General features: G+C 46.8%; 11 protein-coding genes. 1 reads left to right on the top strand and 10 read right to left on the bottom strand.

Going from position 1 to position 15,011, the window contains the following annotated elements:
- Positions 1–230: 230 nt before the first annotated feature.
- The 10 genes from RLO19_RS26630 to RLO19_RS26585 form a co-directional block, all read right to left on the bottom strand.
- A complete protein-coding gene (locus RLO19_RS26630) occupies positions 231–1,631 on the bottom strand; it encodes a tetratricopeptide repeat protein (RefSeq protein ID WP_446360401.1) in 1,401 nt (466 codons plus the stop codon).
- A 146-nt stretch (positions 1,632–1,777) separates the two neighbouring features.
- Positions 1,778–2,302, bottom strand: a complete 525-nt coding sequence (locus RLO19_RS26625; RefSeq protein WP_446360400.1) for a cyclic phosphodiesterase-like protein — start codon at positions 2,300–2,302, stop codon at positions 1,778–1,780.
- A 76-nt stretch (positions 2,303–2,378) separates the two neighbouring features.
- A complete protein-coding gene (locus RLO19_RS26620; RefSeq protein WP_446360399.1) occupies positions 2,379–5,366 on the bottom strand; it encodes a hypothetical protein in 2,988 nt (995 codons plus the stop codon).
- Positions 5,367–5,385: 19 nt separating this feature from the next.
- Positions 5,386–5,637, bottom strand: a complete 252-nt coding sequence (locus RLO19_RS26615; RefSeq protein ID WP_446360398.1) for a hypothetical protein — start codon at positions 5,635–5,637, stop codon at positions 5,386–5,388.
- A 162-nt stretch (positions 5,638–5,799) separates the two neighbouring features.
- A complete protein-coding gene (locus RLO19_RS26610; protein WP_446360397.1) occupies positions 5,800–6,714 on the bottom strand; it encodes a hypothetical protein in 915 nt (304 codons plus the stop codon).
- A 165-nt stretch (positions 6,715–6,879) separates the two neighbouring features.
- Positions 6,880–7,662: an RNA polymerase sigma factor SigF gene (locus RLO19_RS26605; RefSeq protein WP_446360396.1), complete on the bottom strand. Its 783-nt coding sequence runs from the start codon at positions 7,660–7,662 to the stop codon at positions 6,880–6,882.
- Between the two features lie 500 nt (positions 7,663–8,162).
- Complete coding sequence (locus RLO19_RS26600; protein WP_446360395.1) at positions 8,163–8,618, bottom strand: DUF2996 domain-containing protein; 456 nt, start codon at positions 8,616–8,618, stop codon at positions 8,163–8,165.
- A 93-nt stretch (positions 8,619–8,711) separates the two neighbouring features.
- Entirely contained in the window at positions 8,712–8,972 is a 261-nt protein-coding gene (locus RLO19_RS26595) for a MoaD/ThiS family protein (RefSeq protein WP_446360394.1), read from the bottom strand.
- A 9-nt stretch (positions 8,973–8,981) separates the two neighbouring features.
- Positions 8,982–9,536, bottom strand: a complete 555-nt coding sequence (locus RLO19_RS26590; protein ID WP_446360393.1) for a hypothetical protein — start codon at positions 9,534–9,536, stop codon at positions 8,982–8,984.
- A 452-nt stretch (positions 9,537–9,988) separates the two neighbouring features.
- A complete protein-coding gene (locus RLO19_RS26585; protein ID WP_446360392.1) occupies positions 9,989–10,714 on the bottom strand; it encodes a GNAT family N-acetyltransferase in 726 nt (241 codons plus the stop codon).
- A gap of 463 nt (positions 10,715–11,177) precedes the next feature.
- Here RLO19_RS26585 and RLO19_RS26580 point away from each other — a divergent pair, with 463 nt between their 5' ends.
- Positions 11,178–14,849, top strand: a complete 3,672-nt coding sequence (locus RLO19_RS26580; RefSeq protein ID WP_446360391.1) for a response regulator — start codon at positions 11,178–11,180, stop codon at positions 14,847–14,849.
- Positions 14,850–15,011: the final 162 nt, after the last annotated feature.

Here is a 15,011-nt window from a genome sequence, read left to right as displayed (position 1 = left end):
CGTTTTAAGCGATGCTATTAAGCTGAGGGCGAGCCGATCCAATTGAGTGGAATAGTGTTGTTTATTGATACAAGCGGGTTGCCCCTACAGTTCATTAAATTCCTCGCCATAGCCATCGTGTAGGGGCGGGTTTAGGGATAAACGTTGAATCAACACCGCTAACTTTTATGCAAAACCCGCCCTTCATCATTGGTGTCTCACCCATCATTGTGTAGGGGCGGGTTTAATCATTATTGCCGTAGTTTTTTCAGTGTCTTTATGACTTCCTGAGATGACTTCATATCCCCTTGCTCATAAAACACCTTCGCGGCTTTCTGAAAATCTGCAATTGCCCGTGGCTTATCACCCAGACGACGATAAGCAAATCCGCGACAGGTTAACGCCGTGGCATTATTTGGATTATCCTGTAAGACATAATTAAACGCTTCAATAGCGCCGTGGAAGTCTTCCTGATTCAACTTTTCTACGCCGATATTATGGTACTCTTGAGGAGTTAGTTTATCCGTCGCCACGGATACGACTTCTAGGGATAACGGAGTTGTCAGGGAGAGCGTTTTCACCATGTCTAAATCCGCGATCGCACCTTGGTAATCCCCCATCGCCGAACGCACGGTACTGCGCTGGTTATACGCTTCTGTATGATTAGAATCGATAGTTAAAACCTGATTATACGCATTCAGCGCCTCTTGATAATCGCCTAGTTGATAGCGTAAATTCCCTTGAACCATCAACCCTTGAATCAGTTTTGATTCATTATCCTCAACGGCGTCTGGTTCTTCGTTCAACGTATTAGCAATCTGTTGAAAAAATGCCTTCGCCGCCACGGGTTCTAAGCGCATCGCTTGGTCAAAATCCTCAATACTTGACCAATTTTCTCCCAACTGCAACCGCACATAACCGCGATTTAGATAAGCTTGAGCATCATTGGGATTCAATTCCAAGACGTGGTTAAAATCCGCGATCGCCTCCTGATACGCTCCCAAAGCGATTTGATTCATCCCCCGGTTAAAATAAGCCGCCGCTAGATTCGGATTAATCCCTAAAGCGCGATCGCAATCGGCTATGGCGTCTTGATACTCTTCTAGTTCAAACCGGGCAATTCCTCGATTCAGATACCCTTCGGCGAGATTGGGATTAATCCGAATCACTTGATCACAATCCGCGATCGCGCCAGTATAGTCTTCTAGTGTCAACCGCAGCATACTGCGATTTAGATACCCTTTAGCATAATTGGGATCAAGTTGCAAGGCTTGATTATAATCCTGCATCGCGCCCCAGCGATCATTAAGCTGAGCCAGAATCAAACCGCGATCGCTGTAGACTTCAGCATAATAAGGATTAATCCGTAGCACCTCATCGAAGTCTCCAATCGCCCCCAAAGCATCTCCCTGACAATAATGACTCATCGCGCGATAACGATAAGCCTCCACCAAATCAGGATTAATCCGTAAGGCTTGGTTAAACGCCGCGATCGCACGCCGATAGTCCTTTTGCTGAAACCACGCCAATCCTTGGTTAAAAAAGTTGTCGGCTTCAGCTTGCACAGTCTCTATCCCAGTAGAAGGTTTCCCGGATACTTGAGAATTCCCTGATATCATAGTCTCATCCTGCTGATGCTTGTCGCTACTCATGTTCGTCAACCGAACAGTTTCTCCTTTTCTTGTTTCGCAGGTGCGATCGCCTCATCCGGATTTGTCATTTGTCATACTCGCTTTCCGAAAAGAAGCAAGCTACGTCATTTGCCCGGGAACAGAGAATAGGGAACAGACAGATAATTTTAGTCGAGTTTTCTAACACTAAGCGTTTGCCACTTTTCCACATCCTCCCCACTCCGAACATGTGCCGGTGTGGAAATAGCTCTGACTTCATTAAAGAAAACTTGAGTATAGGGAATAACTAACTCTGTAGCTAATTTTTCTTTAACGGCTTGATTAAGATGCTGGTAAAGCAAACTTAAATGGGGACTAAGAACATAATCAGAGGGTTTAGCCGAGTTATGGCGCAACCTTTCTGAAACCTGAGTCAGAATTGCCGATGGTTTAAATTGTACAAATAATGTCTTGGTGTATAAATCGGTATAGCCAAGCTGTTCGATATCTAGCATAAACCCAGAAACGTTCTTTACGGCTGTTTCGATTAATTCATCAACCGATTCATCAGCCCTATAGTCCCCCGAATACATAGTGACGTGAGGTTCAAACGTGGGTGAATTATGGGCTTTGGAGAGAGAATTGATCATCTCTTGGAAAAATGGTCGATAAGCGGCTGACGGTATCAGCCAAAACGATATCTTAGTATTCAACACCACAAATCCTTACTTGTATCACGTCTTGTCGCATTATTCTGATTAGTCAAACTGTTTCCCGTTCCCTTTGAATTTATAACTCATCGTCTGAAAAATCTGACAAGTTCGGCGGAACCACAACCCGATCAACAGTAACTTTATGGCTTTCCCGTTCACTGTTTAAATCTACAGTAATCGCCTCAAACCGGATTTCTACTGTACCAAAGGGTACAACTAACTGGGTTAATGCTTCTAATTCTCCCGCTTTATTTGGGCTTAAATCCATTAACCAACGAGGTCCATCTAACAGGGAGCGACTTTGGCGATCTTGAACCCATAATTTAACACCCAAGCGAGCCGAATCAGGGGTCACTTTAACTCGTACCAGTACAGGTTCCCCAGCCGCTAGTTCCTGAGTCGGGATAAACAGTTCTGGGGTGGGTAATAATGGTGTTTCTAAGTCAAGTTGAGCCATGTCAGCGGTTCTCAGGTGCGATCGTTGTGTCTCAATGGTTCTCGAACCAATTGGCTGAGACTCTGAGGGTTCACTCGCCTGGGGTTCATCCTCATCAACCACAATTTCTCGCTCCAGCAATTCCTCACGATTCAAGGGAGGAGGATCTGGTTGGACAGGGGGTTCGAGTTTTGGGATATTCTCATGACTTAGACTCCCTACCTCCTCGGTGTCTTCATCCCACATCGATTCATCAAAGTCATTTAAAGGGGTGTCTTCCTCTGATGATGGGGGGATTTCTGCGGGTTGAGCAAATAATGGATCAACTTCTGTCTCTGAGAGTCCCCCTTCCAACTCAACGAGGTTCTCGCTAGAAGGTAACTCGATTTTCAGCCATTCTGCCAAATCTGTATCTGTCATTAAAGCATTTAAACGCCCCCAGAATCGGTCATCCAGATTGAGTTGGGTAAAAGCATGATCGACGGCGAGAGGATCTTGATTTATGGGTGCAGCACTTGACATTGCGGCTGTTTTCCACTCGGATAGCTCTGGATTCGATATCTCCTCTTTCTGGAAAGATGAGGGTTCAGGATCGGGTGTTGATGTCCAAATATCGGATATCTCGGTTGACTCTATTGCCGCCTCCTCAGATGTTTCGGCTAACGCGGCGGGATTGTCCTCTAAGGGCGGTGTTTCGGGTTTTGAGGGTTCAGAGGCGTCCGTCACAGTTTTCCTCGGCACTGATGCTTCAGAGAAAGCCTTGCTAGGAATAGGAATATCCTTGTTGGTTTCCCCGTCGGTTGTTTCCTGCACCGGAAACTCAGTGACGGATGAGTCTATAACGAAGTCTTCTGTCGTATCGTCAAGTGCTGAAGGCGTTGTTTCGGTTGTCTGTTTCTCGGCGGGTTCAACGGCTTGCGATCGCGCCTCGGTTTCTGGTTCTATTTTCTCAAGGGATTCAGATGCTTTTGCTGTTGTTAGTTTGGGCTGAGAAAACGTAGGCAGCTCCAGGGATTTTGTTAACCCTGGCTGGGATTGGGGTTGGTAAAGCTGTGGGGGTAAAGGTTGATTTGCTGAGGGTTTGTAGATGAAAGGCTGACGGCTTGGCGGATTATCGATTAGCTCAAGAAATGTCTGATTCAGGGGAGTTGACTGTGACTTGGGGTTTGGGATAGAAACCACAGGAGTCGTGTCTTCAGATTTCATCCAACTTCCCGATTGAACAGCAACTAACAATTCATCTAAATCCACTGTCACGGTAAAGGGTTGACTGGCTAATGCTGTCCCCGTTGATCTGTACAGGTTAACTTTTCCTAGTAATAAACAGGTTTTGCTGTCTGAGGGAATGTCTAAACTCTGGCTAAATGCTACCGGAAAGGTTGGTGTGGTGATGGGTGTTTGCACATCTACGACAACCTGTCCGGTTTGCGGATGACGTAATTCATAGTGTAGGATGCCCTGAAACTGATGAGTCTCACTCTGGACGGTTGACCTTTGGTGTAACTGATGAATATTTAACCGATCCACCTGTCCCGCGACAGTGAGGGATTCTCCCCGTTGTGCTACTAATGCTTCCTCCTCTAAGGTTAAAATTAATCCTTGCCAGGGGGTATCCTCCTGTGAGGGAAACTCAGATTCTGTGGTGATGGGAATGGGTAATTCTGAAGACTCAGATTCTTCAAACTCTTTAATCACAGGATCAAGTACCTGTTGCAACACTTGCTCTAGCACTTGCAGGGATTGATCCAAGATGGGATTGGAGAGAGGAGATGGGGAAGGGTTAGAGGTTTGAATGGGGATATCGGCTTCGGGAATCTCTAACTCAGGTAATGCTTCCGGGGGGGGAGAGGTGGCTTTTGTTTCTAAGGGTTTTGTTTCCTCCCCATTCCCATTTTTGCCATTCGTTGAGTGGGAAACTGAGTTATCTGTCTGTGTGTCAGAGGTTTCTGTCGCCGCGACAGGGGTTTGAGAGGGGGTATAGGTTTGTGGTAATGCTACTATCTGAGCTAGGGTAGGCAGCTCAGTTGGCGAGGGGGATGGGGCGGGTTGGGCGATAGGGTCAGATGAGTCTGATGAACTATTATCTGCGATCGGGGATTCTTGTTGTGTGGGGTGAACCTCTTGTGTCTGTTGGCTATAGAGGGAAGCCATCAATGGTGGGTGAAGTTCCTCCGGATGCGTGGACTCACTATTGACCGTTTCATGAGTGATATTATTTTCTTCTTCCTTGCATCCTTCTTTGAAGTCTCTGTCTTGTGCCTGGTTTAAAACCTCACGCGCTTTGGGTGCAACTGATAACTGTACCATTTCCTGCCAAGAATTGCCCAGAAAATCGGACATAATATCACCACAGCAGCGTAGTTCCCACAGACCAGGCTTAAGATAGGTAAAGGGAATAATCACCATTAACCCATCAGGGTTGGTACGGCGCGATCGCTTTTGATACCGTCGCTTGGGTGGTGTTTCATTGGTATCGGTATGAGTCACGCAAATTTCTACGTCTGTATTGGCGCAACTTGAATGAGCCACCACCCGGTATCGACCCACCTCCAAGTCTAGCTTGGAGGATTTAATGGGTAGCCAAGTGCGATCGCCCTCTTTTTGGAGTAGAAATTCCCAATAGTCCATAATGGTTAACGATTCTTGATTAAGTTGTGAGTAGGTTATAGTGGGTCAAAATTTGGTTAACTCGTTCTCGACTCACCGCATCAGAATCATCAGCATGGTGAATCCACAACCCCTCTACTTGACTTTGATTGTAATCAAACCTCTGGGACTTTTGGCATATTAGATCAACGTCTACTCCTTCCACTTGTCGTAAATGAGCAGCCACCTCTCGATAAACGGCTAAAGGTAATCTCGAACAAGATACATAGTATCGTAGTGATTCGTTTGCCACAGGTTATACGTTTCAATCAATCGTTGACATTCTCCCCTATTAACCTTATCGGGTATGTGATGAATTTGTACTCCATTACAGATGCAAACCCCATACTATTCCCAGACAGATCACAAACAGACGCGCCATAGCGCGTCTGTTCTGTCGCAGGTATACCAACGATCACGCAGGTGGCGGTGGCAAGGAACCTGTAGAGGATTCCGCTTGTGCTGGAGCTTCCGCAGGTTGTTCGCCAACTTGTCTAGCCACCTCTTGACCATATTGCTCTAACACAACCACTGGCGTCGGACCCCGATTCACCTCAATCCGCTTAACCAGGACTTGTCCGTTGGAAATCCTTTGTCCTTCTTTGACGTAACGACTCGGTTCATTGGGAACTTGAACAATAGCTTGAGGCACATTGCCTACTTGGACTACACCTTTAACTTCCACTTGCCTAGCCAGTATAGGGTCTGGTAATTTGGGTAGTTCAGGAATAAAGGGAGGTGGCTCAGGAATCGGAGAGCCACTTGCTGTTTGGCTACCGGGTTTCCTCCCATTATCCCCATTGGCACTTGCTCCCCCATCCCCATTGGCACTCGCTCTCCCGGGTGGCGTGGGGGGTTTGGGTATGACATTGGGTCTATTTGGACTTGTTCCCGTTCCTCTGCTTTGATTGCCACCCCCTGGGCGACCATCACCATTTATCCCCCTCCTGACTTGAGGAGGCGAGGGGACTTGAGGAACGACAGGTACAGGTCTAGAGCGCGCTTCTGCCTGTGGGTTAGGTGATACAGTTACTTCTACTGATGGGATAATAGTAGCAAATGGATCGTTGCGTCCTTTTTCTACTTTTCTAACTTGCTCTTGGGGTGGCACAGTTGTGAGCAACTCTGATGCGGCTGGAGGTATCTGCTGCGCGTCTACATCAGGATTTGTAAAGGGAACTGCCTCCGGTGGACTTGGTGAGGGGCTTGGCGATGCCCCAGGCGTTGGCTCGGCTGGAACGTCACCCACTTCTACACTATCTTCACCTTGACAACCTCCCATAGATAGGGCTAGTAATGTGATCAACCCAACTAATAATTTTTTATCCATGATATAGTCCCCCTATATTTTTCCAGAAGACACCACACAGAACACCCCAATTGGAAATAATTTTCAATTATTCTCTCTACTTAACTATTATAGTGAAAGCTTTGGGGGGTTTGTGCCACCACAGCTACTCGCGATCGCATCATTATCCTTGAGCGTTACTCACCCTTACCGTTCCCCACCGTTCATGAGATTTTTCATGGTGTCGAGTCCTTTTTTCATGCGGCGAGACACTGTTACCACGCTAATATCCAACAGATCTGCCACCTCTTTCTGAGTCAAGTCATGTAAAAAGACAAATTCTAAAACCTCACGAGTCCGTTTTTCCAGGTGAACCAGGGCTTGTTGCAGGCGAATTTGGTCTTCTTGTGCCAGTTGAAAACTGCGATATCGTGGATCGGGGACTATATCACCCAAACTCGTTGTGCCGTCTTCTTCATCACCGACAGGTGTATCTAGGCTCAAGGGTTCTCGATTCTGATGAGCCAGCTTAATTTCTTGCCATTCAACTAGGGGAATGTCAAGAGCCGCTGCTACTTCAGCATCAGTCGGTTGACGATTTAATTTCTCTCGTAACTGGCGAATAATCGCGATAGACTGCTGTTGTAGAGCCAGCCAGCGTCGGGGGATACGCACACAACAGCCGCGATCGCGCAAATAGTGCTGAATTTCACCGCGAATGTAGGGAATAGCAAAGGAGCTAAAGGCATTACCCTTAGTGGGAGAAAATCGCTCAATAGCTCGAATCAGTCCAATACAGCCGATCTGTAGTAAGTCTTCGTAGCTTTCGGTGCATTGATTCACCCAATAATGAGCTTCTCGTCTAACTAGTCCAATATTGAGAGAAACTAGCTGATTTCGAGTCTCTGGCGATTTGGATTGCTGATAGTCTCGCAGCAATCGCAGGCTTTGGTGTTTTAGTTCTTGTTCGTGGGTAATCGGGGTCAGCATAGCAAAAGTAAAGGGGGTAGAAGCGTGCTTTTAGTGAGAACCCTTAACTCAAGCCAGCGGTTTATAGGAAAAGTTGCTGCTGGAATCTAGAGGTTCGGATCACTACTATAGGTCAGGAGCATCCTTAGATTAGCCAGCTACAGCCGTTTTTCACAAGTAGGGCTACCACGGCACCAGAAAGCCGGAGCACCGGGGAAGGGGAAACTCAAATGAATAACGTTTTGGCTAATCTCCAAGATGGCAGTCAGTACACCCTAATATTCCTCGCACTATCAGGCAGGACTCCTTTTTTTAAAAGATTTTCACCTGAAGTCTAGAGTTTTTACAACAGTTTACTATCAAGCATACCCCATGCAGTTAAGTATAACCCACAATCCTGATAGCTCAACAGGGGCGGGGGAGCAGGGGAGATGAGGAGGATAAATTAACTTTTTTCCCCCATCCTACACCCCAACCCTACACCCAGTCTCTTTCGAGTTCTTACCCCTCCATCAGTGTGGCTAATTTCTTGCCAACCATTTCTGAGCATTCAATCGCTGTATGGTATAAAACACCAGCAGATCGAGAGACACCTTACGTTCGTCAATCATAAATGACTCAAGGGTACTGGGTTTGGCTCCCTTGGTCGCATAGGAGAAGGCTTTCTGCTTTTTTATATCCTCATCGGGGAAATAAACGTTAAATTGACGCTGACCGTTGGCGAAGCTACCAATGACTTGCCAGCAGTCTGGCTGGGTACTTAAACCGGGAATCGGAATTTTTTCCTTGACAAAATTCACCTCTACATCATCGACACCTTGTTCGCCAAAGGCAGTCTTTAACGCGGGCAGGTATTCTTGTTCGATAAATTCCGAGAAGGGTTTGTCTTCAGGTGCTGGCGGTTTCTCTTTTTTCGCTTTAGGGGGTTTAGACTTAGCGTCTTGAGCGTCTGGGTTAGATTTGTTTGATTCTGGCATAACGACATTGATATCAGTTATTGCTCTTTATATCTTTACAGAAAACGTCAATTAATTAACCTGTTGCCCATCCCTTTGCTTGCATTCCTGGGATTAACCCCCACTGACAGGGGGAATCAATACAATCTCATCTCCCTGTTGCAAAATCGTATCCGGTTCAACAAATTGGAGATTGATGCCAAAACGAGTCAGATCCCGCCAGGGTTTCAGTTCAGGATGTTCGGTGATCAGGCAATCCAGAAGGGCTGATACAGGAGTTTGGGCGGGGAATTCCCGTTGAAGTTCAGGGACACCGTAGGCGTCTTGATACGCGGCGAACAGTTTGATGGTGACACAAATCAAAGGTTCTGACATTTTTTTGTACTAGGCTGGGTGACGCACTTTGATGACTGTCTGAGGCAAGACTCCCACCAACAGAGCAAAAGCCTCATTGGGTAATTTAGCAATTGTTTCTGCATCAAAGAAGCCCTCAAACTGCTCTAGCATCTTTTGGGCACGTTGCAGGGGAACTGGGTTATCAGTAATTTGCATCGTTAATCTAACCCATTGCCGTCGAATCAGATACGCCCGCTTTCGCTCATCTGATGATTCGGGAGAGAGTAAAGAAATATTTCCTACAGGTAGCACCTGTTGACAATCGAGATCGAACAAGCCTCCCACTCCTGAACCGGGACCTGCAAATTCAGCATGATAGCGCTTGAAGAGAATTAAGCCATTCCGACGCCGAGGATTAACGATCAGCAACTGTTGATCGTGAAGCTGCTGAAGAATTCTCCCTTCAGGTGAGTCTTGGGAGTTTGGGCTTTCTTTATTCATGCCACTAGAGCCTTGAGCGTTGGCGAAACTATTGGGGCGAGTAAGCACCTTCTCTTGTTCGTAAAGAGCTGTTTGGCAACGCTGGTTATTTTCGCTCTCCATTTCAACTCGTATTGCTTAATTTCAAGGGAGCAGGGATGCACCCAGGTTGAACCCACAACTAGGCAACTCAATAGGTTATCAGTCTTTGATAATAACCAACAAGAGCAGTTTTGTTGACCATCTATGTTTAATTCCCCTCTCAAACCAACTCAGATCGGTGTCATTTGTTGCTTCTCGACAAATTTATAACTCTATTTTATGGCATACCGTTACAGGTATAGGTCAGGTCAAGTCCCTACAGATGCCTGAATTGAGACACAATACGCCTATTTATCAAGAAATTTTATGAAGATTCTGTGAAGAAGCGGGAATGTTTTTTAAAGAAATGATGAAGCCCGCTCACGACGCTTGATTCCCAAAGGCGGCATAATTGGATTGTTTCCCCAACGAAAGCAACTTGCCCCAGGGAGGAGAAATTTCGCCACCCAGACGGGTGGGGAACGGAGGGCAAGTTAGGTTAAACGCTTGTGTAATAACAAACGTTGAGGACAGCGTCGCCAGAGACTGTAACTCGGCTCCAGATGATGCAGTTGATAGCCCATTTTTAGGTAAAGTTGCCGAGCTTTATCGTTAGTATCTAGAACATGAAGGTAGAGATGGGGAAAACCCCATGCTAAGGACTGACGCTCACAGGCTAGCAGTAATTGAAAAGCCACACCCTGTCGCCGACAGGACTTTCTGACCGCTAAATTAGAAATGTAAGGATAGTGGTGACCTTGAAGTTGCCAGGATGGGGGGGAACGTAGGGCAATTTCGACAGTGCCGACGAGTAGCCCGTCAGCACCATCGACAGAAGTATCAGAGTTGAGGGCAACAAAACAAGCATAATGGGGAGAATTGGTACGCAGCCGATTCCGCAAATCTTCATAAATTCCTAATCGCCAAATTGGATAAACCAAACGCCAGAGTCCCTTTTGAGAGTGAAAGCTATCCGCGAGAATGTCCGAGAGCGGAATCAGATCTTGGTCTTTTGCCCTCCGAATCGTCAAGCGGGAAGCATCAACACTCAGCGTCTGTTGAGCCTCAGAGGCAACTTCGTGGGGCGTCACGAAAGAAAAGCAGGGGTTCACCATCACACAAAAGAAAAAGAGTGCCATCACTACTCCAGTGGGATAAACACTTAAGCTCAAATCATCGTCTTTCGTTTCTAGAACGATAGTATTGTACAAGTAGAGCATTGACGAATCACTTCGCTTTATTCAGCGCTTTCCCAGGGGCATGACACCATCATAAGCCGATCAAGGCGCAGCGCTTTGCCTCCTCAAGGTAGGCTCGATCTCCTAAATTTTCATGATTCGCCAAAAATAATGGGAGGAGTGAGGCGCGATCGCACGACTCTCAGGCTCAACCCAAGACCAAGACGTCACAAAAAACATGACAAGTAGGTATCTTGAGGCAGAATACAACAATACGGGAAAACAAAAATTAAAATCAATTGGGGTGTACCACTAACTACCGTCACAACAGCCAAATTGCCGCAGGACAAGTAACATGCTTCCTTTAGCCAGTCGTGATAATCGAACCACACTTCCCTGGAGTCAGAGATTTCTCACCGAGCCAGTCATTGCCAGCCGTAAAAACTTATAGCGTGCGTGCAAACTGTTTTTATTCGCAAAAGCTCTGGCAGCAGGAGAGCGGTGCATGAGATCTCAATCCACAAGTAAGCCTAAACTTCTGGTTGTCGATGACGAACCCGACAACCTGGACTTGCTGTATCGAACATTCCATCGCGAGTATAAAGTCTTGCGGGCAGAAAATGGACCGAGAGCTCTAGAAGTTTTGGAAGCCGAAGGAGACGTTGCTGTCATTATCTCCGACCAGCGCATGCCATTAATGAGCGGTACTGAGTTTCTCAGCATCACCGCCGCTCAATACCCAGACATTATCCGGATTATCTTAACGGGGTACACCGATGTTGAAGACCTTGTTGAAGCCATCAATGCGGGTAAAGTCTTTAAATACGTAACCAAACCCTGGAATGCCGAGGAACTCAAGTCAGTCGTGCGGCAAGCCATGGATACTCATAACGTCCTCAAGTCCCGCACCAGCGAACTCTGTCGGGCGTTGCGTCGGGAAACCCTCCTGAATACGGTGACTAATACCATTCGCAATGCCCAGTATGACAAAAGTGGTAGTTCCCCGCTTAAGGACGTTCTGCAACGGATTGTCGAAACTGTAGGTCACTTGCTAGAGGTTGATGTATGCATCCTCCGTCCCTTTCAGCAAGAGCAGTTGGTCGATGAATGGTTCGTGTATCAACGGCAACTGAGCGACTCAGGTGGGGACACTTCACGGTTTAGAGACAATGGCAGGCAACCCTTATCACCGAGCCATCCGCCCTTAAACCTAGCACAAGTGCAACCCAACTCCTGTACCATACAAACCACAGGTGAAAATGCAGATGGTACGGCGTCGCTACCCCCACTTTTAACTCAGACGGTTTGGCAAACCAATGAAGTCACCGTTATTCAAGATGTATTGACTGATGAACGATTTAATCAGGATAGCCCCGAGATCAAAGCACGGATACAGGCTTATAAACACGCCAATATTCGCTCTAGCTTAGTCGTTCCCTTGATCAGTCAACAGGAATTAGTGGCGGTCATGGCTTTACACCAATGTGTAGAACCTTATAGCTGGCAAGATGACGAAATTCAGCTCGTCGTGATGGTGGCGGACCAAGCCGCCATGGCAATTTCCCAGGCGCGGGCTTATGAACAGCTACATGCATTAGCTACCCAGCAAACGTTAATCAATACAATTACCAGCGCTATCCGTTCGACCCTTGACCCCCAAGAAATTTTCACAGCGATTACTCAACAATTAGGCGTTGCTCTCAAAGTTGATGGTTGTGTTCTTTCCCTGTGGAGTGAAGACGATGAGTTCGTGCAGTGTGTGGGCTTGTATGATGGGAAATCTACAAAAGTGGTGGGAACGTCGGTTAATCATCAATATCAATCCCCAGACAATGATCAAGTTCCTCTAGCTCATTCTTGTGCCCCCTCAACTCAACTGCCCTCGTCAGCCGTTCCTATTGTCGGCAATCCAGTATTGCGGCAGCTTCTTGATACTCAAGCCCCAGTGGTTCTCAATGATTTGGCAGCCAATTCCCAAATGAGTGGAACTGACCTGCCCCTGCGCCAAAATGCCCGTGCCCTGTTGGTGGTGCCTTTATTAGTTGATGGCAAAATTATTGGTAGCATTAGCCTGCGGCAAACGGATACCCCACGCCACTGGTTACCATCCGAAATTGAACTTGCCCAAGCTGTAGCATCCCAAGCCGCAATTGCGGTTCAGCAATCGCGACTTTATCAAAAAACTCGACAGCAAGCGGAGCGGTTAATGGAATTAGACCGCCAGAAAACGGAATTTTTCCAAAATGTTTCCCACGAATTCCGCACACCCTTGACCCTGATGATTGGACCACTGGAATCGGCAATTAACCAACATCAGGGATTACCTTATGAACAAAGTGCGATCGCTCTGCGGAATTCGCGCCGCCTGTTGCGATTAGTCAATCAGCTATTGGATTTACAGCGATTAGATGCTGGACGGATGCAACCGAGCTTCCGTCCCTGTAATTTAATTGAATTTATTAATCAAATTGTTGAAACCTTTAGACCTTACTGTGAGAGAAAAAATATCAATCTCTTGACCCAGCTCATCCATTGTCCTGAGATTTATTTAGATGTAGAAAAATTTGACAAAGTATTGTATAATCTCCTGTCAAATGCGATGAAGTTTACTAATGCTGGGGGAAGTATTACCATCACCGTAAAATCGACGGACAATAAGGTTTGTCTGAAAATTTCCGACACGGGTATTGGTATTAATAAAGAACAAATTCCTCATTTATTTGAACGGTTCCGACAAGCAGAAGGCTCAGTAAACCGCAGTTATGAAGGTAGCGGTTTAGGATTAGCTTTGGTGAAAGAATTGGTAGAACTTCATGGGGGACAAATTGAGGTTTCCTCAGAACAGGGAAAAGGCACAACATTTACCATTCTTATGCCACAAGGAAAGGCTCACCTCCCCTTAGACCAAATTGTGAATGTTGCCACTGAAATCCAGTCAAGCCGCGCCTCTGTGGAACTGGCGGACTTGGAAATGGAACCATTGGGGGAACAACAGGAGCAAGGGGAACCGGAAGCGGAACAAGTTGGAGAAACCCCTTCTATTATTAAATCTATTTTACCTGGAAGAACGTCTGTCTCGCGTATTTTGGTGGTCGATGATAATTCCGATTTAAGGGCTTATGTGGGGAGTATCTTAAGGCAATCCGGCTATCAGGTGTGGGCAGCACGGAATGGCGAGGAGGGATGGCAGATGACGCAGAAGTGCTATCCTCAACTTATTGTGACTGATTTGATGATGCCAGTGATGTCAGGACTGGATCTGATTCATACAATTCGGGGTTCACAGGAATTTAAAGGAATACCAGTTATATTGCTAACGGCAAAAGCCGATGAAGCCAGTCGGATTGAGGGAACGGAAAAGGGTGCAGATGCCTATCTCTCAAAACCATTTAATGACCGGGAATTATTGGCAGAAGTCCGGAATTTGTTAGCGCTAAAAGAACAAGAACAGCGCGTGGTTGAGTTAAATCGATATCTAACCGAGTCGGTACTGAAACGCTTTTTACCCCCAGCTATGGTACAAAAAGCAGCACGGGGGGAATTGGTACTGGATTTACATCCAGAACCCCGCTTGGTTACCTCTTTGTTTAGTGATATTGTTGGCTTTACCGAGTTGTCGAATACCTTGCGATCGCGCCGAATTGCGGAGTTGCTCAATGAGTATCTGGCAGCGATGACTCGTGCGGTGTTTGATAATGGGGGTACGGTGGATAAGTTTATGGGGGATGGCATTTTAGCAATTTTCGGCGCTCCTGAAGAATTAAGTCCTCACGAACAAGCCCGACGGGCTATTGCGGCAGCACGACAAATGCTGCGATCGCTTGATCAGCTGAACCAACAGTGGCAAGCTAGAGGGCTGGTGGGCAATGGGGGACCCCCGCCTGTACGATTCCGCTGTGGTATTCATCAAGGAACCGCTGTAGTGGGCATGTTTGGCGGAGATGAACGAACAGACTATACCGCGATCGGTCCTTCGGTGAATATCGCCGCACGACTACAAGAAGCCGCTGAACCAAATTCAATCCTGGTTTCGGCGTCAGTTGCTGATTGGTTAGACGATGACGCGATCGCAAAGTATCGTTCTCTTAAGCTTAAAGGTGTCGATGAAACAGTCTTAACCTTTACCGTCAACCCTGTGTCAGTGAATTCCAATTCACCCGATAATAGGAGAAGCTAGTGCAGAGGAGCAGGAGGAAATATATTCGTAGGGGCTCTCGCATTCGCGCCCAGATCTATCGGTTTTCTACCCAAGTTTCAACGCGAATGCTTCGCCCAATCCCAGAGGATTAGGGGAGCAGAGGCGCGAGGGAGCCTTTGTGTATGGGGAAAAATGCTGCAC

Source organism: Coleofasciculus sp. G2-EDA-02, from assembly GCF_040226375.1.
In the GTDB taxonomy this organism is placed as follows: domain Bacteria; phylum Cyanobacteriota; class Cyanobacteriia; order Cyanobacteriales; family Coleofasciculaceae; genus Coleofasciculus.
This window is presented reverse-complemented; position numbering and strand designations above follow the sequence as displayed.